General features: G+C 71.2%; 16 protein-coding genes and 1 tRNA gene. 9 read left to right on the forward strand and 8 right to left on the reverse strand.

What is annotated here, in order from left to right; translation table 11 throughout:
• Positions 1–35 precede the first annotated feature (35 nt).
• The 3 genes from PZC42_RS06555 to PZC42_RS06565 all read right to left on the reverse strand — a co-directional run bounded on the left by PZC42_RS06555 (position 36) and on the right by PZC42_RS06565 (position 7,067).
• On the reverse strand, positions 36–3,299 hold the full coding sequence (locus PZC42_RS06555; RefSeq protein WP_277209410.1) for a pectinesterase family protein: 3,264 nt from the start codon (positions 3,297–3,299) through the stop codon (positions 36–38).
• Between the two features lie 253 nt (positions 3,300–3,552).
• Positions 3,553–5,544 carry a DUF6807 family protein gene (locus PZC42_RS06560; RefSeq protein ID WP_277209411.1) on the reverse strand — a complete coding sequence of 664 codons (1,992 nt, stop codon included), beginning with the start codon at positions 5,542–5,544 and terminating at the stop codon, positions 3,553–3,555.
• On the reverse strand, positions 5,541–7,067 hold the full coding sequence (locus tag PZC42_RS06565; protein ID WP_277209412.1) for a glycoside hydrolase family 43 protein: 1,527 nt from the start codon (positions 7,065–7,067) through the stop codon (positions 5,541–5,543). Before PZC42_RS06565 ends, PZC42_RS06560 begins: the two co-directional genes overlap by 4 nt.
• Before the next feature lie 290 nt (positions 7,068–7,357).
• Here PZC42_RS06565 and PZC42_RS06570 point away from each other — a divergent pair, with 290 nt between their 5' ends.
• Genes PZC42_RS06570 through PZC42_RS06595 form a run of 6 tightly spaced genes read left to right on the forward strand, consistent with a single transcriptional unit; the run spans position 7,358 to position 13,389 of the window.
• Positions 7,358–8,335, forward strand: a complete 978-nt coding sequence (locus tag PZC42_RS06570; protein WP_277209413.1) for an ABC transporter permease — start codon at positions 7,358–7,360, stop codon at positions 8,333–8,335.
• Positions 8,336–8,347: 12 nt separating this feature from the next.
• Positions 8,348–9,025, forward strand: a complete 678-nt coding sequence (locus PZC42_RS06575) for a YesL family protein (protein WP_277209414.1) — start codon at positions 8,348–8,350, stop codon at positions 9,023–9,025.
• Between the two features lie 24 nt (positions 9,026–9,049).
• Positions 9,050–10,585, forward strand: coding sequence for an extracellular solute-binding protein (locus PZC42_RS06580; RefSeq protein WP_277209415.1), 1,536 nt, complete (start codon positions 9,050–9,052; stop codon positions 10,583–10,585).
• A gap of 56 nt (positions 10,586–10,641) precedes the next feature.
• Entirely contained in the window at positions 10,642–11,949 is a 1,308-nt protein-coding gene (locus PZC42_RS06585) for a glycoside hydrolase family 28 protein (RefSeq protein ID WP_277209416.1), read from the forward strand.
• Complete coding sequence (locus PZC42_RS06590; protein ID WP_277209417.1) at positions 11,927–12,472, forward strand: hypothetical protein; 546 nt, start codon at positions 11,927–11,929, stop codon at positions 12,470–12,472. The genes PZC42_RS06585 and PZC42_RS06590 overlap by 23 nt, the downstream gene beginning before the upstream one ends.
• Positions 12,469–13,389 carry a carbohydrate ABC transporter permease gene (locus PZC42_RS06595; protein WP_277209418.1) on the forward strand — a complete coding sequence of 307 codons (921 nt, stop codon included), beginning with the start codon at positions 12,469–12,471 and terminating at the stop codon, positions 13,387–13,389. The genes PZC42_RS06590 and PZC42_RS06595 overlap by 4 nt, the downstream gene beginning before the upstream one ends.
• On the opposite strand, the gene PZC42_RS06600 is transcribed toward PZC42_RS06595, so the two are convergent.
• From PZC42_RS06600 to xylA, 3 genes are all read right to left on the reverse strand, one after another.
• Entirely contained in the window at positions 13,379–14,791 is a 1,413-nt protein-coding gene (locus PZC42_RS06600; protein WP_277209419.1) for a serine hydrolase domain-containing protein, read from the reverse strand. The genes PZC42_RS06595 and PZC42_RS06600 overlap by 11 nt on opposite strands.
• Positions 14,792–14,795: 4 nt before the next feature.
• Positions 14,796–16,298, reverse strand: coding sequence for a xylulokinase (locus PZC42_RS06605; RefSeq protein ID WP_277209420.1), 1,503 nt, complete (start codon positions 16,296–16,298; stop codon positions 14,796–14,798).
• Between the two features lie 115 nt (positions 16,299–16,413).
• Positions 16,414–17,580, reverse strand: a complete 1,167-nt coding sequence (gene xylA, locus PZC42_RS06610) for a xylose isomerase (RefSeq protein WP_277209421.1) — start codon at positions 17,578–17,580, stop codon at positions 16,414–16,416.
• Positions 17,581–17,675: 95 nt separating this feature from the next.
• Here xylA and PZC42_RS06615 point away from each other — a divergent pair, with 95 nt between their 5' ends.
• The 3 genes from PZC42_RS06615 to PZC42_RS06625 all read left to right on the forward strand — a co-directional run bounded on the left by PZC42_RS06615 (position 17,676) and on the right by PZC42_RS06625 (position 21,167).
• Entirely contained in the window at positions 17,676–18,911 is a 1,236-nt protein-coding gene (locus tag PZC42_RS06615) for an ROK family protein (protein ID WP_277209422.1), read from the forward strand.
• Positions 18,912–18,993: 82 nt separating this feature from the next.
• Positions 18,994–19,066, forward strand: a tRNA-Arg gene (locus PZC42_RS06620).
• A 46-nt stretch (positions 19,067–19,112) separates the two neighbouring features.
• Positions 19,113–21,167 (forward strand): RNA-guided endonuclease TnpB family protein, encoded by a 2,055-nt coding sequence (locus PZC42_RS06625; protein ID WP_277209423.1) that lies wholly within the window; start codon positions 19,113–19,115, stop codon positions 21,165–21,167.
• Positions 21,168–21,379: 212 nt separating this feature from the next.
• Here PZC42_RS06625 and PZC42_RS06630 read toward each other — a convergent pair whose 3' ends face one another.
• Together PZC42_RS06630 and PZC42_RS06635 are read right to left on the reverse strand one after the other, a co-directional pair.
• Positions 21,380–23,359 carry a sigma-70 family RNA polymerase sigma factor gene (locus PZC42_RS06630; RefSeq protein ID WP_277209424.1) on the reverse strand — a complete coding sequence of 660 codons (1,980 nt, stop codon included), beginning with the start codon at positions 23,357–23,359 and terminating at the stop codon, positions 21,380–21,382.
• Between the two features lie 64 nt (positions 23,360–23,423).
• The gene (locus tag PZC42_RS06635) at positions 23,424–24,650 is read right to left on the reverse strand and encodes an MFS transporter (protein WP_277209425.1); all 1,227 of its coding nucleotides are present in this window, start codon (positions 24,648–24,650) and stop codon (positions 23,424–23,426) included.
• Positions 24,651–24,802 lie beyond the last annotated feature (152 nt).

Consider the following 24,802-nt stretch of genomic DNA (forward strand, 5'->3'; position numbering starts at 1 on the left):
ACCACTTCGCCGAGACGCGCCACCTGGGGCTGGTCCTACCGCTGCTCGGTCCAAGGCGTCCAGCCGTCGTCGCCGGTCAAGTAGGCCTCCCTCGTGTGGACAGCCGCCTCCTCGTCGGTCAGCTGCGGTCGGCCTTCGACCTCCTCGCCGGCGGGCGCCGCGCCCGGACCCGTGTTGCTGTGCTCGCGCAGGAAGTCCTCCTGCCACGGCCATCCTCCCATGTCCGACCACGCGGGCGTGCGGACGTGCTCGTCGAGCCAGGAGTCGCGGACGACGACCGACGGCTCGACATCCGGGTTGCTGCTCGGGTGCCACGGACGGCCGAGGAAGACCGTCCCCGCCGCCGCGTCGGACGTGAACCGGCAGTCCGTGAAGAGGAACCCGTTCGTGCCGGGGGCGGTCGCCGGCGCGGCGACATACCCGTTGACCGCCATCCCGCGGTCGAGCGAGTGGATCTGCGAGTCCTCGAGCACCACGGTGGCGCGAGCGTAGATGAAGTCGACGTCCCCCTCGATGTACGAGTCGCTGACGTACACCCGGGAGACCACGCCGAGCGCCGGCGTCTCGGCCAGGTAGGTGTCCTGGTTGCCGAGCAGCCGCACGCCGTCGAGCACGATCCGGTCGCCGACGGTGCGCAGCGCCTGGGCCTGGCTGGCTCCGTTCGCGGCCTCGTCGTACGCATTCTCCACGGTGATGTCTTGGACCGTGACGTCGTCGGCCAGGATCGCCAGGGTCGCCGCCCCCGTGGCGCCGAAGACGCCGCCGTAGAACTTCTCCTGCCCCGCAGCGAGGTCGTAGGTGAGCACGACGTCCTCCGGGTTACCCGTCGAGCCCCGGATGGTCAGTCCCTCCGTGCCGGGCCAGACGCGCACCACCTCGCGGTAGGCGCCGGGCTCGACGACGATCTCGACCGGATGGTCGGCACGCCACGCGGCGCCGACGGCTGCGCTGATGCTTGCGTAGTCACCCGTGCCGTCCAGCGCCACGGTCACCCGTTTGCCGACCTTCTCGGTCTTGCCCCGCGGGCCGGCTTGTGCCGTGACCAGCGCCGTGACCTCAGCGGTGGGGTCGGGCGCGTAGGCGTAGTAGGCCGCCGGGTCGAACGTCGGGCCCGTGTTGTCCTTGCGCCCCCGGACGGAGTCGAACCTGTTGTCACGCGAGTGGACCCGGGACTCCGGATCCTTGGCGACGATCGCGTCCTCGCCGTGCCTGTACACGCTGTGCTCGACGACGAGCTGCGACGCCCCGCGCGACATCGTGCCGTACTGCCCGTGGCCCTCGACAAGGTTGTTGTAGAGGTGCCCGGCGGCGACGTTGTCGATGCTCCCGTTGCGCTGGTAGATGTTCGAGAACCAGTTGTGGTGCATGGTCAGCGTGGTCACGACGTTCGGGGTCCAGCCCACGCCGATCGCCTTGTTGTGGTCGCGGAACACGTTCCACGACAGGGTCACGGCCGTGGAGTCCTTGCGGACGTCGACCAGCCCGTCGCCGAGTCGCGTGAACTCGTTGTGGTCGATCCAGACGTGCGACGAGGTGTCGATCCGGATGCCGTCGTGGTCGTTGTCCTTGCCGTCCCAGTCCCCGGGGACGTAGGAGTCCCGGAAGGTGAGGTTGCGGACGATGACGTTCTCGACCCGGTCCAGGAACAGGCCGCCGCCCTCGATCGCCGCCCGCGGTCCGACGCCGGCGATCGTCTTGTCGCCGGCGACCTTGATCATCGAGCCGAGAGGTTCGATCCGAAGCGTCCCCTCGACGAGGATCGTCAGCGGTTCGTCGGCCGCCGCGTACCGGGCGAGGGCCGCGGCGTCGCTAGCCGTGACCGTGCGTCCGCCCGCGCCGCCGGTCGTTCCCTGCGGCCGCTGCTCGGTGGTCGTCGAGGCGAAGCCGGTCGCGACGGGCGACCACACCGGGCCGTCGGCGGTCGTGGTGCGCGGAGCCTTGATCGAGCGGAGCAGCGCCGCGCCCGCGACGGCCGGGTCGGTCGGGTCCTGCCAGTGCTCGAGCTTGCCGGAACCGGCACCTTCGGCGACCGCCGGGGCGGCGACCGCCGCGGGCTGGATGACGCCGTGCGGACCCGCCTCACCGGCAACGTCCTCGGCGAGAGGACGGTCGGGGTGTGCGGTGTTGTACGCCGCCAGCACGTCCACCTCGGCGCCGTTGACCCAGGTGCCGTCGATGTCGATCCCCGTGCCGCCCCAGTCGTGGATGATCCGGCTGGGATCCACGCCGTCGGCGAGCTCGAAGGTGTTCTCGCGGGCTGTGATGCTCGACTCGACGCCGACGCCCCAGGAGTACCCGTACCGCGCGGGGTCGGTGACGCGGTACACGTTGTCGTACACGTGCACCTGGCCGAACCGCACGCGCGGGGCCCGCTGGACGAGGTCGACCAGCTCGTTGTGGTGCATCGTCACCCGGAGCTTGCCGCGGTCGCTCGTGCGGTCGTCGCCGTTGCCGAACAGCATCGACTTGTCGTGCCCGACCAGCCGGCTCCAGGAGATGGTCACGAGGTCGGCGCCGCGCACGACGTCGAGCAGTCCGTCATGACGCAGGAACCGTTCGCCGAAGTACTCCGGCTGCTCGGTGTCGACGGTCTCGCCGTCATCGAGCGTGAGGTGGTCGAGCCAGACGTGGGTCCCGCCGGAGACGACGAGGTTGTCCCACTCGGTCTTCCAGGTGCCGCCGTCCCAGACGGGGAAGCAGTCGTACGCGTCGGAGATGCGCAGGTTGCGGACGATGACGTTGTCGACGTCTCCCACCTCGACGACGAAGCCGGAGAGCGTGACGTCCCCGGCGCCGATGAGCGTGGTGTTGGACCCGAGCCGGACCCGGATCTGCTGGCCCTGGGCAGCGCTCGAGGCCTTGCGCGCAACTTCGAGCGGACCGCTCGCCGGGCCGTCCCAGTGCGCCGGGTCGAACGCGTCGAGGTACCCCTCGAGCGTGTAGCCGTCGCGGGCGTAGTCCTCGCAGGTCAACGGGGATCCGTCGGCGGCCGTGTTCGCGTCGATGTCGCCGACGACGCGCACGATCTTCGGGTGGTCGCCCTGCACCGCGGCGACGAGCTCGTCTCGCGTGCGGACGTCGATCACGTCCTCGGGTGCGGCGTCAGCGCCGCCGGTGGTCCCGCCGTCGAGCGACGCCCACCCGTCCCCGGGAGGGAGGACCTGGCGTTCGAGTGGCACGGAAGACGGCGCCGTGCCGCCGCCGGCCGCGGGCGCCGGGGCGATGGTGTCTGCCGTCCCGTGGCCGGACGCAGAGGCAGCGGGTGCCGCCAGGCTGAGGGCGAGGAGCGGTGCGGCCATCGCCGCGAGCGTGGTGCGTCTGGTTGATCGTGGCCCGACGGTCAGTCGCCGGGCGGATGGTGACAAGGGCATCGTTGCGCCTCCCACGAGACTCGGGCACGGGGCCCTTCCGGGCAGGTTCGAGCGCGCCCCCGACTCCGGTGTCGGGGGCTCCTGCCCCTCCGCGATCTGCGGCCGGACATCTCAGAAACCGGTTTCTCATAATGTATCTCGGAGCGATGATCACGTCAATAGTTCATCGGGCAGAGCTTATTCAGGAGCGCGCGGAACGGACCGCGCGCACGCGCGCCACGCTGAAGTCCGCCAGGTCTGTCGCGTCGTCGGCTCCGAGCTGCCGGTCGACGACCACCGCCACCACCTCGACCAGGTGAGACGCTCCGGCCTTGACGGTCCGAGGTGTCTCCCAGGCGAGCGCGGGGCCCACCCCGATGTAGTCGGTGGCACGGACGAACCAGGGATCGACGTCGCCGGGCTGCACGAGCAGCAGCGTCGTCCACGCGTCACCCGTGCGCCGGGCGATCGTGAGCCACGGGGACCGTGACCCGTGCGCCTCCCCGGAACCGTCCGCCGAGAGCGTCACGGTCTCGTCCGCGAACGGCAGACGCCAGAACAGCCCGCCGTACCCCGCGCCCAGCCTGCCGTTCGTGGCCGGGCTCGCGATGACCACGTCCGTCGCGCCGGCCTGCAGACGGCCCGACCACCCCAGTGCCCACGCCTCGACCTCGCCGAGGACCAAGCCGGTGAGACGCCGCTCCTCGAGGAGCTGGTCCGTGCCGTGCTCGTCGGTCCATCGCACCTCGTGCGACAGGGTCGCCCCCTCGTCCGCGACCGTGGCGGAGACGATGTGCTGGTGGCCGTGGTTGGACAGCAGGGTCGCCCCCTGACCGCGGACGAAGGTGCGCCCACCCCAGTAGGTCGTGCCGTTGACGTCGGGGACGGCCATGGAGACGCCGTAGTGGTGACGGTGGTCGGCCGGCGTCACCTGGGTCATGGCCGCGTGGCCGAGCGTGTGCACCGGGTGCAGGTACGGCCGCGGGCTGTGCACGCCGGGCATCGACGCTCCGTCCGCGTACCGGGCCAGGGGCTGCTCGCCGGCGCTGAGCGCCCAGCCGTCCCCGACCCGCGACCAGGCCGCGGGCTCCCCAGGGGTCGCCGTCCTGACGAGGCCCGCGCGGTCCGACGACGCTGTGGCCAGTCGCCGAGCGGGTGGCACCGGGCCGGTGCTCGAGCGGACGACCAGTCCGGGCATCACGAGCGGGGAGTCGGGCACGCTCGTTGCGCGGTGGTGCGGCTTCCCCTGAGGAGAACGGGAGACCATCAGGCTCTGCAGGAGTCCCCACGCGCGCCGTCCCAGGTCGGCCTGCGGCACGGCGACGGTGGTCAAGGACGGGTTCGCGAACCGGGCGATCTCCACGTCGTCGAACCCCGCGACGGAGATGTCGGCGGGGACGTCGACCCCGATCTCGTTGAGTCGTGCGAGCAGGCCGAAGGCGACCAGGTCGTTGAACGCCACGACCGCCGTCGCCTGGGATGCGAGCAGGTCGTCGGCGACGCGGTAGCCGTCGTCGACCGTCGACCCGCAGGGCACGGTCGTGACACGCAGGCCGGGATGGCGCTCGCGCGCCTCCTCGAGCGCCCGGACGCGCAACACGTGCGAGACGCTGCCACGCGGTCCCGCGACGTAGGCGAGCTCGCGATGGCCGAGCGCGACGAGGTGGTCGACCAGGCTGTGGACCCCGGCACGGTAGTCGACCTGCACGGTAGGGACGTCGAGCCCGCCCACGTCCCGGTTGACGAGGACCGCGGGCTCGACCTGGGACAGGAGCTCACGCAGGACCGGTTCGGGGCTGCGGGGCGCCGCGAGGATCAGGGCGTCGCACCGGAGCCGCGCCTCGAGCGCGATCTCGGCCTCCGCTCCGGCGTCCTCCGCCGTCTCGGCGACGAGGAAACGGAACCCGAAGGGCTCGGCCGCGGCGACCGCCCCGCGCAGGATCTGCTGGAACATGGGGTTGCCGAGGTCGGGTACCACGAGTGCCACCGAGTTCGTGCGGCCGAGCGAGAGGCTGCGAGCCACGGTGCTGGGCCGGTACTGGAGCTCGGCGGCCGCGGCGCGGACCCGCTCCGCGATGTCTGCGGCGACGGTGGCCTGTCCGTTCATCACCCGGGACACCGTCGCGCGAGACACACCGGCGGCGGCCGCCACCTGCGAGATGGTGGGACCGCTCTTCGCGTATCGCGGCATCATGCGTCCTTTCCTGCGACGGTGACCCGCACCGGGCCGAATACTCCCACGACGGGCTCATCGAGGGGCGTGCCGAGCGGGGTGGAGGCGAACAGCCCGACCTCTGCCCCGATCCAGGCTCCCTCCACCGCCGTCCACGTGGGGCGGAGGTCGGTCCAGGCCTCGGCGTCGTCGGGACGCCAGGCGAAGGTGGCCGTGCCGTGCGCGTCGACCGCCACCCGCAGCTCTGCCCCGTCGCAGTCCGTGGGTACCTGCTCGAGCGTCACCTCTGCCGTCCCGGGGCCGCTGCGCCGGAGGGAGAGGTCGACGCCGGTCGGTGTCCGGACGAGGCCGACCCAGGCGTACTCGCGTCCCAGCAGGACGATCCCCGTGCGCGAGCCCTGAGCCGTCCCGTGGAGCGTCACGCGGGTGGTCCAGGTGCTGGGCCGGCCCGGCACCTGCTGGCCGAGCACCGCTCCGAGCTCGCGCAGGTCTGCGCGTGCCGTGGCCTGCGCCCGCAGACGTAGCGTGCCGTCACCGGGGGCGTCGTACCACGACGCCTCGGGGTTGGCCTGCCAGTGCCAGCGGGGCGCGAGGCCAGGCGAGGCGAAGTCGTCGCTGCGCGACGGCTCCTGCTGGCCGTCCCCGAGCGCGGGCAGAGGGAGGGGGTGGTCGGTCACTGGTCGACCACGGCCGCCGTCGAGGGCGTCGCCGACCTGCGGCCAGCCGCCCTCCCACCGCAGCGGTTGCAGGTGCACGACCCGCCCGAAGATCCCGCGGTCCTGGAAGTGGAGGAACCACTCCGAGCCGTCAGGCGCGTCCACCCACGCTCCTTGGTGCGGCCCGTTGACCGGGGTGTCGTGCTGCTCGAGCACGACGCGGTGCTCGTACGGACCCCAGACCGAGCGCGACCGGAACACGGTCTGCCAGCCGGTGGCCACGCCGCCGGCCGGCGCGAAGATCCAGTACCAGCCGTCCCGCTTGTACAGCTTGGGGCCCTCGAGGGTGCGGAAACCCGGCAGCTCGTCGCCGTCGACGACGGTGCGCGGGTGCCCGGCGACGTGCCTCAGCCCCGGGTCCACCTCGACGACGGTCAGCCGGTTCTTGATGCCGGCCCGGCTGCCCGCCCAGCCGTGCACGAGGTAGGCGCGGCCGTCCTCGTCCCAGAGCGGGCACGGGTCGATCAGGCCGCGGCCCGGCAGGAGGCACCGCGGTTCCGACCACGGTCCCCGGGGGTCGGTCGCCGTGAGGACGAAGAGGCCATGGTCCGGGTCGGGGTAGACGATGAAGAACGTCCCGGCGTGGTGGCGCAGGCTCGGCGCCCAGACGCCGGAGCCGTGCCGCGGCAGCGCGTAGTGCGCCAGGGGCGCCACGGCGGGGAGGGCGTTCGCGACGTGCTCCCACGTCACCAGGTCGCGTGAGTGCAGGACCGGCAGTCCGGGGGACCGGTTGAAGCTTGAGGCGATCATCCAGAAGTCGTCGCCCACCCGGATCGCGTCCGGGTCCGGCCAGTCCGCGTCGAGGACCGGGTTGGTGTAGAGCGTCATCGCTCACCTTTCGTGACGTCGTCGTGCTCGGCCCGGGAAACGCGTTCAGGATCCGTTTCTCGAAGGAGGTAGCGATCCCACTTTAGCAACCGGTTTCCGAGGCGCGGTAGTGGCGGGCTGGGTGAAACCGGTGCGTCAGAGATCCGCGGGATCGTTGCCCTTGCGCGACTGGCTCGTCGTCGGGTACGTTCTCGGAAACCGGTTCCTGATGGAGTTTCCGGAGTCAAGCTCGACGGCGAGCAGAGGGGCACACCAATGGTGGTAGTGACGGCGGCCATGGAGCCGGCATGGTGAGCGCGGCACCCGCACCGGCGCCGGTCGTGCCGGACGCCCGGGCGCAGATCTCGCCCGCACCACGCGGGAGGCGCTGGAAGCGCTCGTCGTTGTGGCGGCACAGGACGCTCTACCTCATGGCCCTGCCGGGCATCGCGTACTTCCTGGTGTTCAAGTACGCGCCCATGGGTGGGCTCGTCATCGCTTTCCAGGACTACATGCCGTTCCTCGGCGTCGGTGGAAGCCCGTGGGTGGGCTTCGAGCACTTCGTGCGCTTCTTCACCGAGGACACGTTCCTCCTGCTGCTGCGCAACACCGTGACGATCTCGCTGCTGCTGCTCGTCTTCGCGTTCCCGGTGCCGATCATCCTGGCGCTGCTGCTCAACGAGGTGCGCACCCGCGCCTTCAAGCGCAGCGTCCAGACGGTCATCTACCTGCCCCACTTCATGTCGTGGGTCATCGTCGTCTCGATCTTCTACGTGCTGCTCTCGACCGACGGGGGCGCGGTCAACAACATCATCGTCGAGGCCGGCGGCAGACCGGTCCCGTTCCTCACGGACCCGGACTGGCTGCGCCCGATGTACGTCTTCCAGGAGGTCTGGAAAGGCGCTGGCTGGGGCACCATCGTGTACCTCGCGGCGATCACGGCCGTGGACACACAGCTCTACGAGGCCGCGGAGCTCGACGGGGCGGGCCGGCTGCGCCAGAGCTGGCACATCACGCTGCCCGCGATCCGCCCGACGATCATCGTCATGTTCATCCTCGCGATCGGCGACTTCCTGGAGCTCGGCTTCGAGCACATGTTCCTGGTGATGAACTCCCTGAACCGCGAGGTGGGCGACATCTTCGACACCTACGTGTACACGGCAGGGATCCAGAACGGTCAGCTCAGCTACGCCGCGGCCGTCGGCTTCTTCAAGGGGCTGGTCGGGCTGGTCCTGGTGGTCATGGCCAACCGGCTCGCGAAGCGGTTCGGCGAAGAAGGCGTCTACTAGAAGGGAGCGCGTGTGCTGTCGTTCGAAGGCTTCGTCCGGATCAACACCTTCCTGACGGGCGTCTACCGGGTCGCCTACCTCAACCTGCTCTGGGTCGTGACAACACTGGTCGGCCTGGGAGTGGCCGGCGTCGGCCCGGCGTCGTACGCGCTCGCCAAGTACGTGGACCGCTGGTTCCGTCACGGCGAGACCCCGCCGCCCGCGCGCACGTTCTGGCGGTACGCCCGTGAGCAGCCGCTCGGTTCGATGCTCGTGAGCTGGATCTTGCTGGGAGCCGGCGCCGTCATCGTCACCAACATCTTCGTCGGAGCCACGAGCTGGACCGTCCAGGCGCTCAACATCGTCGCGCTCGCGGTCCTGGGCGTCGCGGCGTCCTACGTCTACCCGGTGATGGTCGCCACGGACCTCCCCACCATCTCGCGGCAGCTCGCCGGTGCGCTGCTTCTCGGCTTCGGCTCCCTGCACTGGACGGTCCTCGGGGCGGTCACCGTGGGCCTGACGTCCTGGGCGCTCGCGCAGTTCGCGCTCCCGCTGCTCGTGCTGTTCGGGGTCGGGATCCCGGCCTGCGCCATCGGGCTCGTCACCCGGATCGCCTACCGCGACCTGGAGGAGTCGCAGGCGCGGCGGGGGACCCGGCCAGCGCCAGGCGGGCGACGGCCAGGCCGTCGCACCGCACCAGCAGTTCCCTGACCGCCCGCGAAGGAGCAGGCAGACATGGCATCACACGAGAGGAAGCGGATGATGAAGAAGTACGGCAGGCTCACGACGGGCGCCGCGTCGCTGGCGGTGGTGGCGCTCGCGGTCACCGCGTGCAGCGGTGGCAACGGGTCCCAGGGGAGCGCGGACGATGGCCCCATCACGTGGATGTCGCTCCTGCACACACCGGTGACACCGGACGCGGGCGGTCCGGTCCAGACGGCGCTCGAGGAGTACACGGGCCAGGAGTTCGAGATGCGGTGGGTACCCGCCGCATCGGTGGAGGAGAAGCTCAACGCCGCGCTCGCCTCAAGCTCGCTCGCCGACATCGTGAACATGTACCCGATCGACAGCACCACCGTGCGTCAGGCGCTGAGGTCGGGCCAGTTCTGGGACGTCGAGGAGTACCTGGACGACTTTCCCAACCTGTCTCAGATCGACCCCCAGACGCTCGAGTCCGCCCGGATCGACGGCGAGCTCTACGGCGTGCCGCTCCAGAAGATCAAGGCCCGCTACGGCGTCGTGGTGCGGCAGGACTGGCTCGACAACCTGGGCCTCGAGGTGCCGCACACCATCGAGGAGCTCACCGAGGTGGCGCACGCGTTCACGCACGACGACCCGGACGGCAACGGCAAGGACGACACCACCGGATTCATCGATCGCGAAGAGAGCTTCCGGGTCGGTTTCCGCTCACTGACGGGGTACTTCGGTGCCGGCAGCCAGTTCGAGGTGACCGAGGACAGGCAGGTCGTTCCGGCCTTCACGACCGACGCCTTCAAGGAAGCCATGGAGTGGTACCGCGGCGTGTACGAGGACGGTGCGGTCAACCAGGAGTTCGTCACCCTGCAGAAGTCCAACCAGCAGGACGCGATCGCCCGCGGCAAGGGCGGCATCGTCGTGACCGGCCTGTTCGAGGCCAAGAACTACATGGCGCTCGCCGAGAGCGCCGATCCCGAGACCCCGATGGCGTGGGCTCTGATCAACGACATCACCTACGACGGCGTGCCGCGCCGCATCCTCACCGACACCACCGGTGGCATGGGCGGATGGCTCGCGTTCCCGAAGTCTGAGGTGAAGGACGAGGCCGAGCTCATGAAGGTGCTCGGGTTCGTCGACAAGCTGATGGACGAGGAGGCCTACGGGCTCATGACCAACGGCATCGAGGGCGAGCACTACGAGGTCGACGGCGACGGCGTCGTCACCATCACCGATCAGACCTCATGGGAGCAGGCGGTCCAGCCGTACGCCGCCTCGCGTCCGTCCGAGAAGGTCGTCACGTACAAGAGCACGAGCCCCTACGTGGACGAGGCCAACGAGAAGATGGTCGACAACGAGGACTACGTCGTCACCAACCCGGCGCAGTCGCTCACGTCGGAGACGTTCAACCGGCAGTGGTCGACCATCGAGACCCGCGTCAACGACGCCTACAACCAGTACATCACCGGGCACATCGAGATGGCCGACTACGAAGCCGTGATCGAGAGCCTGCGCGGCCAGGGACTGGACCAGATCATCGAGGAGTACACCGAGGCCTACGCCGCGGTGAACGGCTGATCCCGCTGCGGGGGGGCCCCCCCCGCGGGCGCCCCGCACCCATCGAGAGGCATCACGTGCAGACCACCGACACCGACACGCACGCCCCCGCGGTCGACGCGGGCACGGAGACGGTCGCGCTCCAGGGGCGTATCGACGCCGCCGCGCGCGCGGGCGGAGGCACCGTCGTCGTCCCGGCCGGGCTCCACCGCACCGGGGCGCTGCGCCTGCGCTCGCACGTCGAGCTCCACCTCGAGTCCGGCGCCCACCTGCAGTTCGTCCCCGACCCGGCGCTGTACCCCGCCGTCCACGCGCGCTGGGAGGGTGCCCCGGCGACCATCCACTCGCCGTGCCTGTACGCCCAGGGCGAGAAGGACGTGGCCATCACGGGCCTCGGCACGATCGACGGCGGCGGCGCGCCGTGGTGGGACACCTTCCGCCATGACCGGGACGCACTCGCCCACCCGCGCCCCACACTGATCGGCCTGCACGACTGCGAGCGCGTCACGATCCGCGACGTGACGCTCCGCAACTCGCCGAGCTGGACGGTGCACCCACTGCGGTGCGACGGCGTGACGATCACGAACGTCGTCATCGTCAACCCGCCCGACTCGCCCAACACCGACGGCATCGACCCCGAGTCGAGCCGCAACGTGCGGATCAGCGACTGCCACATCGACGTGGGCGACGACTGCATCGTGATCAAGGCCGGCACGGAGCGTGATCCGCAGAAGATCGCCTGCGAGAACATCACCATCACGAACTGCACCATGGTGCACGGGCACGGCGGTGTCGTCATCGGCAGCGAGATGAGCGGCGGCGTGCGCAACGTCGTCATCAGCAACTGCGTCTTCGAGGGCACCGACCGCGGCATCCGCATCAAGGCGCGACGGGGACGCGGCGGAGTCGTCGAAGACGTGCGGGTGATGAACGTCGTCATGCGCGGCGTGATGTGCCCCTTCGTGATCAACCCCTTCTACTTCTGCGGGCCGGGCGGCACGGAGCCGTACGTCGCCGACCGCTCGCCGCACCCGGTCGACGACTCGACGCCCGTCTTCCGGCGCATCCACCTCGCGCACGTGACCGCGCGCGACGTGCATGCCGCCGCCGGCTACCTGTACGGGCTGCCCGAGCAGCCGCTCAGCGAGGTCACGCTCGACGACGTCGTCGTGTCGTTCGCGCCGGATGCGGTAGCCGGGTACCCGGCGATGGCCGACGGCGTCGAGGCGATGGCGCGCGCCGGCTTCCACCTCGGCTACCTCGCCGACTCGGACCTCTCGCGGGTCCGGGTCGACGGCGTCGACGGGCCCGGGCTCGTCATCACCGAGAGCCCGACGCTGCGGCTGACGGAGGTGAGGGTCGATGGCGTCCGCCAGGATGCGTGACGTTCGGGTGGTGGCGCCGACGACGTCGGACGCCTCCGGCGCTCGCGGCGCTTCCGATGCCAACGTCCCGGGGATCCGTCGCGTGGTCGAGAGCTGGCTCGCGGTCGCGGGCATGGCGCTGGCCACCGTGTTCCTGGGCGGTTTCGCGCTCGTCGTGAACCGCACCGACGAGCAGGACTTCCTGAGCGTCCTGTATCCGGCGATGCGCGACGCCGGCATCACCGTGACAAGCACCGGCGCCACCGACGCCTTCGACGCCGCACGAACGCTGGCCGCATGGTTCGGACTCACGCTGATGGCGGTGCTGTTCCTCGGCGTCGTCGGGGTCTACGCGGCCCGGCGTCGCCCGGCGCGACGGGCGACGGGCTGGTGGTTCCTGGCGTCCGGGCTCGCCTGCCTGTTCGGGAGCCAGCTGGTCCTGTACCCCGTCGCGTTCCTGTTCTTCCTCGCCGCGGGGATGTTCGCCCTGCGCACGTCCGACCGCACGTCCGACCGCTCGTCCGACACCAGGAGCACCGCATGAGCAAGACCGCCGCCACGCCACGGGTGGCAGCCGAGAGCGCCGGCCCGATCCGCCGGCCGACCGCGGGTCTGCGCGTCTTCCGGGTCGTGAACGCCGTCGTCCTGACCGGCTTCGCGCTGATCTGCGTGCTGCCTTTCCTGAACGTGCTCGGGAGCTCCCTCGCCACGCCGGGCGAGCTGGCCACCCGGTCGTTCGTGCTGATACCCCGAGAGTTCACGCTCGACGCCTACCGGTACATCCTGTCGACGTCGACGATCTTCCGGGCGATGGGCGTGTCCGTCTTCGTCACCACCGTCGGCACGTTCGTGAGCCTGGTGATCACCTCACTCATGGCCTACGCGCTGTCCAAGCGCTATCTCCGGGGCCGCCGGGTGATCAACTTCCTCGTCGTGTTCACGATGCTGTTCAGCGGCGGCATGATCCCGACGTTCATCGTGGTCAACCGGCTCGGACTCATCGACTCGCTGTGGTCGCTGATCCTGCCGGTGGCGGTGAACGCCTTCAACTTCGTCATCATGCGCAGCTTCTTCCAGGCCATCCCGGACAGTCTCGAGGAGGCGGCGCGCATCGACGGCTGCTCCGACCTCGGGGTGTTCTGGCGGATCGTCCTGCCGCTGTCGCTCGCGTCCATCGCCACGATCGGTCTGTTCTACGCCGTCTTCTACTGGAACACCTACCAGAGCGCGATCCTGTACATCAACGACTCGTCGAAGTGGCCCATGCAGGTGCTGCTGCGACAGATCGTCATCGTCGCCAGCGGCATGAACGCCGACGAGAACGCGGTGGACATCGTCCCGCCGGCGCAGTCGGTCAAGATGGCGGTCATCTTCGTGGCGACCCTGCCGATGCTGATCGTCTACCCGTTCATCCAGAGGTACTTCGTCAAGGGCGCGCTCATCGGGTCCGTCAAGGGCTGACCGGGCGGTAGGCGGCATGGAAGGTCCAGGCCGGGTCGGCGGACTCGCAGAAGACCTGTGACTGGACCGCGAGCGTGCGATCCGCCGCCCACGCGAACCGGACGCGCCAGGTCGCGAGATCGTCGCCGTGCAGCGCGCCGCGCACGTCGAGCGTGGCGGGACCCGTCCAGCCGGCGGTGACGACGGCGTGCTGGTCGCCGACCTGGGTGGTCACCGGGCGGTCGAACCGGAGCTCGGCGTCCCAGTCGCTGCTCGCGGCCCAGGTGCCCGCGCTGCGCACCAGGCCGCCGTCGGCGTCGAGCTTCACGACGAGCTCTTCGGGTCCCGGCCCTGCCTGGATGTTGATGTAGCGCCCCGCGACGGACCGCGTGTGCTCTGCGTCGTGGTGTGGTGCGGGCCACGCGAGCCCGACCGCGGTCGTCGATCCGGTCGATCCCTCCGGGGTGCCGGCGTCGAGCTGATCGGCGAGCGGCTCCACCAGGAGGTCGAGGACGTCGTCGAGGAGCCGCTGGTCGCCGCTCGAGCAGGCCTGCGAGTCCGCGGTGACCACGACCGCGAGTCCTCGGGCCGGGTCGCCGTACACGATCTGGCCGCCGAGGCCGAACATCAGCCAGCCGCCGCGCCGCGGCAGCCAGAGCTGGTAGCCGTACCCCTCGCGCAGCACGGCACCCCACGTCTGCAGGGCGGTGTCGGCCTGCGGGCTCGTGGCGGCCTTCAGGTAGTCGGCCGGCAGCAGCCGGACGCCGTCGTACACGCCGTCGTCGAGCAGCAGGTGTGCCAGGCGCAGCAGGTCGCGCGGGGTGCAGATCAACCCGGAACCGCCATGAGCGATGCCCTCCGGCCCGGTGAGGAACCGTAGCCCTGGACTGACCCCGAGCGGGTCGAGGAGCCGGGGGCGCAGGCAGTCCACGAGCGACGTGCCCGCGATGCGCTCGACCAGAGCAGCCAAGACGTAGGAGCTGCTCGTGTCGTAGGTGAAGAGCGTGCCGGGTGGGCGGGTCGGCGGCACGCGGAAGTAGGACTCGAGCCAGCGGCCCTCGGTGAGCTTGTACGTCGTCGACCGGTGAGGCCCGCGCATCGCGAGCATGTGGCGAATCGTCGTGGCCTCGATCCACGGGTGCACAGGGCGCATCTCGGGGAAGTGGGCGACGATCGAGTCGTCGAGGTCCAGCGCGCCCTCGTCGGCAAGCTGGCCGATCGCCAGGCTCGTGACGGTCTTCGAGACCGAGTACATCCGCTGCGGCGTGTCCAGGCCGAGCGGTTCGCAGACGGCGTGCGCCACGGTCTCGCCGCGGACGCTCACCTGGATCGTGTGCACGGCGATGTCGAGGGCGCTCGCCCGACGCACGAGCGCATCGACCAGGTCGCGCGTGAACGCGCCGTCCGGCATCCCGTCAGACATCGCGTCAGACGAGGTCGCGCACCGCGGCGTACTGCTCGCGCATGACGGGGCGCGGGTCGGCGTCCAGGGTGGTGGCCACCCGGGTCGACCAGGACGGCGCCGTCGCGCTCGGGGCGCTCGCAGCGGCCAGCACCCATGCCGCCTGGCGAGCGGCGCCGTCGGCCACGTACTCGCCGGGCTCCGGGATGCCGATGGGCAGGCCGAAGACCTGCGTGGCGACGGTCTGGACGGCGGGGGACTGCGCCGCGCCGCCGATCAGCATCACCTGCTCCACCGGAACCCCCTGGGCCCGTAGGGCGTCGAGGCCGTCGGCCAGACCGCACAGCATGCCTTCGACGTAGGCGCGGGCGAGGTGCTCGCGCGTGGACGTCGCGATCCGGACGCCGTGCAGCGTGCCGGTGGCCTCGGGGCGGTTGGGGGTGCGCTCACCCTCGAGGTAGGGCACGAGCACGAGGCCGTCGGACCCGGGAGGGGCCGTCAGGGCGAGTCGCGAGAGCTCGTCGTAGTCGACGTCGAGCACGGAGCGGGCGGCGTCGAGCACCCGGGCGGCGTTGAGGGTGACGGCGAGCATGAGCGCGTTGCCGGTGGCGTCGGCAAACCCGTTGATCGCCCCGGACCCGTCGGCGGTGCGTCGCGGCGCCACGGCCGAGACGACGCCGGAGGTACCGAGGGAGATCGCGATGTCGCCAGGTTGCATCCCCAGCCCGAGCGCGGCGCCGGCGTTGTCGCCGGTCCCCGGGCCGATCAGCGCTCCGCCGTCCACGTCGCTGCCCGCGACCGACGGGTGGGCGCGACCGCCAGGCTCGGACGGCGCGAGGACTCGCGGCAGGACGACGTCGTCACGACCGAACGCGAGGCGCAGCAGGTCGGGGCGGTAGCCGCCGTGCTGCTCGGTCCCGCCGTCGGAGTCGGGCGCCTCGGCGTCGTAGTAGCCGGTGCCCGAGGCGTCGGACCGGTCGGTGAACAGCGCCGTGAGGTCGGGACCGAGCGGGGCCTCGTCCGCCGGCCCGTAGCCGGCGATGCGCCAGCTCAGCCAGTCGTGGGGGAGCGCGACGGCGGCGACGCGTGCGGCGTTGTCGGGCTCGGCGTCGCGCAGCCAGCGCAGCTTGGTGATCGTCAGGGAGGCGACGAGGACGGACCCGGTGGCCTCCGCCCAGCGCTGGGCGCCGGTCTCGCGGTCGCCGTCGCCGAGCTCGCGGATCAGGTCCTCGGCGGCGGGTGCCGACCGGGTGTCGTTCCACAGCAGGGCGTCACGGACGACGCGTCCCTCGGCATCCAGGGCGACCATGCCGTGCTGCTGGCCGCCGACGGCGATCGCGGCGACGTCGTCCAGGCCGCCGGCGGCGCGGGCCGCCTCGGTGAAGGCCGTCCACCAGTGGTCAGGGTGGATCTCGGTGCCGTCGGGGTGCTGGGCCGAGCCGGAGCGCACCAGGGCGCCGGTCTCGGCGTCGCGGACGACGATCTTGCAGGACTGCGTGGAGGTGTCCACGCCGGCCACGAGGGGCATCTTCGCTCCTTGGTTGGTTCAGACCACGGTGAGTGTTGTGGGCGCGATTTCTGGGCCCGATAGCCCGACGAAGCGGGCAAATCGGGCCAGAAATCGCGCCCACAACACCGGAGATTCAGCCGATGAGGTGCTTGAGCGCCAGCTGGTGCAGCTTCACCAGACCGTAGTCGCGCTCGGCCACGGCGTCGACGTCGAGCTCGGCGTCGACGGACGGGTCGGCGAGGAACGCCTCGAACGACTCGTCGGCGCCCAGTGTGGACTCGCCGAGCTCGAAGATGCCGGCGTGCTCGAACGCAGCCTGGACCGCCGGGTCCTCGCGGTAGGCCTTCGCCTTGGCGGCGAGGAGGTCGTAGGTCTCCATGTTGGCCTTGGCCGACTCCCACACGCCGTCGAGGTGCTCGGTGCGCGAGGGCTTGTAGTCGAAGTGACGCGGGCCCTCGTAGCGCGGGCCGCCGTTCGGGAAGCCGTTCTCGAGCAGGTCGACCGTGAAGAACGCGCTCAGCAGGTCGCCGTGACCGAACACGAGGTCCTGGTCGTACTTGGGGCCGTGCTGGCCGTTGAGGTCGATGTGGAACAGCTTGCCGCAGTACAGCGCCAGCGCGAGCCCGTGCGTGTAGTTCAGGCCCGCCATCTGCTCGTGGCCGGTCTCGGGGTTGAGGCCCACGATGTCGCCGTTGTCGAGCGTGTCGATCAGTGCGATGGCGTGGCCGATGGTCGGCAGGAAGATATCGCCGCGGGGCTCGTTCGGCTTCGGCTCGAGGCCGATGCGCAGGTCGTAGCCCTTCGACTTGATGTACGCGGCGACGGTGTCGATACCCTCGGCGTAGCGGGCGTGCGCGGCGTGCAGGTCCTTGGAGTTGTCGTACTCGGTGCCCTCGCGGCCACCCCACATGACGAACGTCGAGGCGCCCATCTCGGCGGCGTTGTCCACGCTGCGCAGGACCTTCTTGAGGCCGAACCGGCGCACGTCGCGGTTGTTCGAGGTGAACGCGCCGTCCTTGAAGACCGGGTGGCTAAAGGTGTTGGTCGTGACCATCTCGCAGACCAGCCCGGACTCCTGGGCGGCCTTCTTCACGCTGTCGATCCCGGCCTGGCGCTCGGACTCCGAGGCGCCGAAGGGGAACACGTCGTTGTCGTGGTAGGTGAAGCCCCACGCGCCGAGGTCAGCGAGCTTGCGGATCGAGTCGGCGGGGTCCAGCTCGGGGCGGGTCGCGCTGCCGAACGGGTCGTTCGCCGGCCAGCCGACGGTCCACAGTCCGAACGAGTACTTGATGTCGCTCACGGTTCTTCTCCTCGTCGAGAGCTCGTCGCCGGGCGCGGCCGCGGCGGTTTGTTGTACGGATGAACTATTGCCGGTCGTTGGACTAGAGTCAAGACGTGACGCCCACACCGACGACGACGCCGCGCACCACCGGTGTGCCACCGGGCGCCGGCAGCAGCGCATCCCGCCAGCACACGCTGCGCGAACGCAACCTCCGCCTCGTGGCGAGGGCGATCTACGAGGCCGCCCCTCCGCCGTCGGGCACCACGCCGCCGTCACGCGCGGACGTCGCCGCCGCCACCGGGCTGACCCGCGCCACCGTCTCCACGCTGGTCGACCACCTCGTGGCAGCGCGCCTCGTCGCCGAGCTCGCACCGACCTCCTCCCAACGAGCCGGGCGCCCCGCCGTGCCGCTCGTGCCTGCGCGACGCACCGTCGTCGGGCTCGGGCTCGAGGTCAACGTCGACTACCTCGGCGTGCGGGCTCTCGACCTCGCCGGGGACGTCGTCGCCGACGCCGTCGAGCGCGGCGCCTTCCACGACTCCGACCCCGCCGGCGTGCTCGGGCGGCTCGGGGCGCTCGCGGCCGACGTCGTCACCCGCCTCGAGGCCGAGGGCATGCGCGTCGCCGGCGCGCGGCTCGCGCTGCCCGGCCTCGTCGACGCCCGCACCGGCGAGCTCGAGGTCGCGCCCAACCTCGGCTGGTCCTCGCTCGACCCCGTGGGGCTGCTCGGGCTCGGCGCCCTGCCCGTGCACGTCGCCAACGAGGCCAAGCTCGCCGCGCTCGCCGAGCTCGCCGGGGAGGTGCCGCCGTCGTTCCTGTATGTCTCCGGCGACGTCGGCATCGGTGCCGGGATCGTCGTCGACCGGTCCCTGTTCCTCGCCGAGCGCGGGTGGAACGGCGAGGTGGGGCACGTCGTCGTCGACCCCGCCGGGCCGCGCTGCTCCTGCGGCGCCCGCGGCTGCCTCGAGCAGTACGCCGGTAAGGAGGCCGTCCTGCGGGCGGCCGGGCTACCGCTCGACGCCCCGCTGGGAGCGCTCGTCGCGGCGATCGAGGCCGACGACGACGGCGCACGCGATGCGCTGCACCGCGCCGGCCGGGCGCTGGGCTCGGCCCTCGCCGACTTCGTGAACCTCACCGGCGTCTCGACGGTCGTGCTCGGCGGGGTGTACACCGAGCTGGAACCGTGGTTGCGCGACGCCGTGCTCGCCGTGCTGCGCGAGCGAGTGCTGGCCGCACCATTCGTCGAGCTCGACGTGCGGGCCGCCCGCGCGGGGCAGCACGCCGCGCTGTCTGGGGGAGCGCGCGAGGTGCTGCGGGAGGTCGTGGCCGACCCGGTGGCCTGGGGCTGATTCCCCGGTGCGGGGGCTCGGGCGCTAGGCTGTGGGCGTCGTCGGGCGACCGGCGACGCCGCTGTCACCTCGGTGACGGCGTGCGCCTGTAGCTCAGTGGATAGAGCAGGGTCCTCCTAAGACCAAGGTCGCGCGTTCGAATCGCGCCAGGCGCACACCTGTTCGCCCCTGTGTCGGTGCCCCCTGGCATGCTGACCAGCGATGACACGGCACACCACCTTCCGCTTCAGCCTCGACCCCACGGTCGAGCAGGAGTACGTGCTCGACCGTCATGCGGGGGCATCGCGCTTCGCCTACAACCAGTGCCTCCGATTCGTGTTCGATGCGCGCCGGGGTCGTGAAGGCGGTCAGGACGTCAAGGTCCCGCGGACCGGCTACGACCTCATCAGCCGCTTCAACGCGTGGAAGAAGTCGCCGGAGGCTGGGCGCGTCTTCATCGTCGACACGGACGGTGTGGCTCAGGTCGGCGACAACGGGCTGGTGTGGCGCCGTGAGGTGTACCAGCAGGTCTTCGAGGAGGCTGCCGTCGACCTGGGCCGTGGGCTCGCCGCCTGGTCGGAGTCCAGGCGTGGTGAGCGCGCGGGGCCGCGCATCTCGCACCCCCGCTTCAAGAAGAAGGCGACCGCTCGCGCATCATTCCGGATTCGCAACCAGTTCCCGAAACGTGGGAAGCCAGCGATCCGGGTCGGTGACGGCCCGCCGCGATCGGTGCGGCTCCCCAGGGTCGGCACGCTGCAGATCCGTGAGGACACTCGTCGGCTCCGGCGCATGATCACCAAGGGCAGGGCGAGGATCCTCTTTGCGACGGTGTCGCGCGGCCAGGGGCGGTGGTGGGTGTCGCTCAACGTCGAGGCTGCCGACCTTCACCCGGAGCGGCGGCATCCTGCGCGGGACGGCGCATCACCATGGATGGGCGTCGACCTCGGGCTGACGACGCTCGCCGTCGTGGCCCGTAGCGACGGCACGGAGGTCGACCGCATCACGACGTGGCCTCGGGTGCTCACAAGGACGGCTCGACAGCGCCGCAAGCTGCACCGCGCCGTGACGCGCAAGAAACGGGGATCCCGGAATCGGCGCAAGTCCGTCGAGCGACTGGGGCGCTACTACGCCCGAACCGCGCGAATCCGACGTCACCACGCTCACGAGGTGTCGAACCGGCTGGTCAAGACTCACGCCCGGCTCGCGATCGAGCACCTCGACGTCCGGAGCATGCTTGCCCGTAACCCGAACCTGGCCGAGGCGATCCACGACGTCGGCTGGAACCTCATCACCCAGCAGGTCGCCTACAAGCAGGCGTGGCGTGGGGGAGAGGTCGCGGTCGTCGATCGCTTCTTCCCCTCGTCGAAGACGTGCTCGGGCTGCCGCTCGGTGCAGGACATGGGTGGGGTGGCGGTGCGGACGTTCGTCTGCCGCACCTGCGGGTTGACCCTTGACCGCGATCTCAACGCCGCGGCCAACCTCGCTGCCTGGGCCGAGCTGCACCACGGTGCAGACGTCTGGGCCCGGGACCTTCCAGCAGAGGGCCCGGTCAACAACGCCCACCGACGGGAACGCTCTGGCCATCGCCTCCGCGATGGTGCAACGGACCCGGATGACGTAGAACCGGAGGGCCGGCGCTCGTCGCCTGACCGAAGGACGCCCGAGAAGGGCGGTGCATGCCGACTGCATGGCGCTGTAAGCGATGGGTCGCCGCACGCTGCAAAGAGGGGGTCGCTGGTAGCGCCGTACGCTGCACCCATGCCGCTCTCCGCCGTCGAACCCCGCCTCGACTCGCCCGACCCGACGGCCCAGTTCGCCGCGTACCTCGACTACTACCGCGCCGCCGTCGAGCGGAAGCTCGACGGCCTCGGCGAGACCGAGCTGCGCACCAGCCGGCTCCCGTCGGGCTGGACGCCGCTGGAGCTGCTGATCCACCTGGTGCACATGGAGCGGCGCTGGTTCGTGTGGGGCTTCCTCGGTGAGCAGGTCGCCGACCCGTGGGGCGACCATGCCGACGGCGCCCCGGACGGGGCGTGGCGGGTGCCCGACGGCGTCGCACCGGACGCGCTCGTCGCCGCACTGCACGCCGGGGGCGAGCGCACGCGGACGATCCTCGCCGAGCACGACCTCGCCGAGCGGGGCGCCGTCGGCGGGCGGTTCACGGCTGACCCGCCGACCCTGACGTGGATCTGCTTCCACGTGCTGCAGGAGTACGCCCGGCATGCGGGCCACCTCGACATCGCGCGCGAGCTCGCCGACGGGGGAACCGGAGAGTAGCGCCGGTGCCGGACACTCGAGGTGCCGGGCTCGGCACGCGAGCCGTCCGCGCGCAGTCCGGGACCCGTCCCCCTGCGACGTGCCCCGGGCTCTGGTCGCGGACGAGCTCGAGCCGGCGTCGACGTTCGGTGGGAGGAGACCCGTCCGTGGTCGTCGCCACGAGGGAAGACCGTGTGGCGGGGCCATGATGACGGGCAGAGATGTGGTGCGCATCACAGTGCGCGCCCGGGTGCGACGACGCGGAACGTCACCGTGACCGTCGGCCCGTACCGTGCCTCGACGCCGGAGCCCTCGACCACCCGCAGGCCGAGGGCGTGCTGGCCCTCGGCGAGTCCGCGCACGACACGGTCCAACGGCGCGTCGTCGAGCACGTGGGGGTTCCGGGTCCACGTCCCGTCCACGAAGGCCTGGACATGGAGGCCGGCCGATCCGTCGAACCGCACGTCGACGGTGTAGCCGCTGCTCCCGAGCTCCCGACGGCCGATCAGCACCTCGCCGTCCGTCGGCCGCAGGATCTGCGGGAGATCGAACTGATAGGGCCCGATCGGCTCCGCCGTCGCCTCGTGGCCCGGTGCTCGCTGCTCCACCACGAGCCGACCGCGGTCCTCGGTCCCCAGGCCGTCGAGGGTCAGGTCCCAGCCGCCGTCGTCGCCCACAGTCATGGTGTTCACGACGCGGCCGGCCGCATCGATCACCCGGACGATCGTCCCCGTCGGGGCCGTGCCGCCGGCCCGGGGGAACACCGTGACCGTCCCTGGTGCGGTGGCGGACGTGAGGGTCGGCGGGTCGGTCCCCGGTCCGGGCTCCTCCGGATCCGTCGTCGGAGGCTCTTCGGTCGGCGCTGTCCCCGGAGCCTCGGGTGCCGGAGCCGGTTCCACCGGTTCGGGTGGCACCTGCGGCTCACCGTCAGGCGGCACGGGGACGGTGCTCGGCGGCAGGGTCGTGTCCGGGACGCCGTCGGGCCCCGGCTGTGCCGGGCTCTCGCCGGGGGTCCGTCCGCTCTCGCCGGAGGCCTCGGGTGCCGGGGAGTCGACGTTGGACGGGGTCGGTTCGGGTGCAGGTCCGTCGGACGGGGACGGGCCGTCCGTCGGCTCGATCGGCAGCGTCGACGGGCCGTCCGTCGGTTCGGCCGGCAGCGTCGACGGGTCCGGGACCCCGAGGTCGTGCCCACGCGGTGCTGGATCGGGGACGGCCACCGGCTGGGTTCCGGGCGCGCCGCCGTCCGGCGGGCCGCTGAGCGCGACGGCCGCGGCCCACACCACCGCACCGACCATGATCGTGGCCGCCAGCCCGGCGACCAGTCCCTGGACCGGGACCTGGCTGAGCCGGCCGACGCCGAGCCTGCCCGGACCAGGAGTGGACGGGGGAGCCGCGCCGGCCGACGCCGTCCCGGTGAGCACCGACTGCGCCGACGCTGCCGGGATCCCGAGGAACATCGGCAGCAGGACGAGGCGGAGCCGCGAGGAGACCTCGTCCAGCTCTCCCACGAGCAGGGCGCACGCGTCACAGCCGTCGACGTGCCGGCGCACCTGGTGGTGCACGTCGCGACTCAGGCTGTTCCGCATGAAGTCGCCCAGGCGCTCGACCGCCCACTGGCAGGACGGCGCCACCGAGCGCACGTTGACGTGGGCCTGCAGCCATGCCCGGCGCAGCCCTTCGCGGGCACGGTAGGCCAGCGCTGCCGTGGCGGACGGCGTCAGCCCGAGCAGGGGCGCTGCCTCGCGGGGCTTCATCTCCTCGATCTCGAGGTACCACAGCACGGACTGCCACCGTTCGGGCAGGTCGCGGAACGCGCGCATCATCACGGATCGTTCCACCACGTCGTCGGAGACGTCCTGGGGGTCGACCTGCTCGGGAAGCTCGTCGAGAGGGACCTCCGTCGTCTTGTGCGACCAGGAGGCGGCGATGTTCCGGAGCGTCTGGTAGAGGTAGGGGCGGAAGGGCCCGTCGGGGCCGCGCCCGTTGAGCAGGGCGTGCCAGATCCGGAGGTAGGCCTCCTGGACGAGGTCCTCCGGATCGAAGGCGGCGGTCATCCGTCGCGCCGCGGCGACCCCAGCGCCCACGTGCCGGTCCCACAGCACCCGGTATGCCTGTTCTGTCCCCGCCCGCGCCGCGTGCGCCAGCTGGTCGTCGCCGAGCTCTCGGAGATCCGGCGTACCGGCGTGCTGCCGGTCGCGGTGACCGAACCTCATCGACACAGCCTCCCCCCACGTTCGCGCTGCCCGCCCATTGTGACGCACGTGCCAAGGGCATCCGTCAGTCGGCCTCCGCGTGCGCGATGTGGGCGAGCTGCCGCCACACGAGCGCCAGAGTCAGCGCCGCTCCGACGAACCCGAACCAGAACGGTGCGGTGAGCCCCCACTGCTGCGCGATGACGCCCCCGAGGGCGTTGCCGACCACGATCCCGCCGAACAGGCTCATCATGTACAGCGACCCGACACGCCCTTGGAACCGCGTGGGGACGGCACGGTGCCGCACGGTGTTCGAGACCGTGCCCCACACGAACCCGTAGGCACCGAAGACGAAGAGGACCACCATCGCGACCCAGCCCGTCTCGGTCAGGGCGAGCACGAGGTGGAACAGCACCTCCAGCGACAGACAGACCTTCATGAGGGCGGCGAGCGTGAACCGCCGCTCGAGGATTCCGTAGAGCGCGGTGCCGACCAGCCCGCCGACCGCGGCCGCGGTGGTCAGCAGCCCGAAGCCCACCGGGCCCATGCGCAGGTGGTCGAGGGAGTAGACGACGAGGATCCCCCAGGGCGCCGCCCACGTGATGTTGAAGGACAGCATCACCAGCGCGAGGGTGCGCACCGGCGGGTTCGACCAGGTCCAGCGCAGCCCCTCGACGATGTCCTGGCGGATCCGGGTGGGCTCGGCGGGCGGCGGCACCGCGGGCAGCGTCATCCGGGCGATCAGCAGGACGGCCAGCAGCGCGGTGACGACCTGCACCAGGAACGGCCAGGCTGTTCCCGCGGCGAACAGGGCGGCACCGACCGGTGGTCCGACGAGCTGGTTGGCGGTGAGGAACCCGGCCTGGAGGCGGGCGTTGCCGGTGCCGAGGTCGCTCTTGTCGACGAGCATCGGCAGCAGGGTCTGCGAGGTGGTGTCGGCGAAGACCTCGGCGGTGCCCATGACCAGCATGGCGACCAGGACGATCCCGATCGAGACGTGACCGGTGGCGATCACCACGACGAGCAGCGCGACGACGATGGCCCGCAGCACGTTGGCCACGATGACGACGCGACGCCGGTCGAGCCGGTCGGCCAGCGCGCCGGCCCACAGGCCGAAGAGGAGCCACGGCAGTCGCTGCAGCATGGCGGCGAGGGCGACGAGGAACGCGGAGTCGGTCTGCGACGCGACGAGCAGCGGACCGGCGGCCAGCGCGATGCCGTCGCCGATGTTGCTCGTCCAGCTCGAGGCGAGCATCCACCGGAACGGGACACCCATCCGGGCCGGCACGACCGCCTCGACTGCTCTCCTCACCGCAGGAGCGTAGGCGGAGGGGTTCGATGCCCGCCACATCTTTCGATGTCGACGCAGGTGGGAGCCTTCTCGCGGAACCTGGACGAACCCGGTGAGGCGTGTTGACTGGCAAGTCGCGAACGGGGCAGACTGCCTGGTGGCAGCGCGCATCG

The sequence above is a fragment of the Isoptericola croceus genome, assembly GCF_029382255.1.
Classification (GTDB): domain Bacteria; phylum Actinomycetota; class Actinomycetes; order Actinomycetales; family Cellulomonadaceae; genus Isoptericola; species Isoptericola croceus.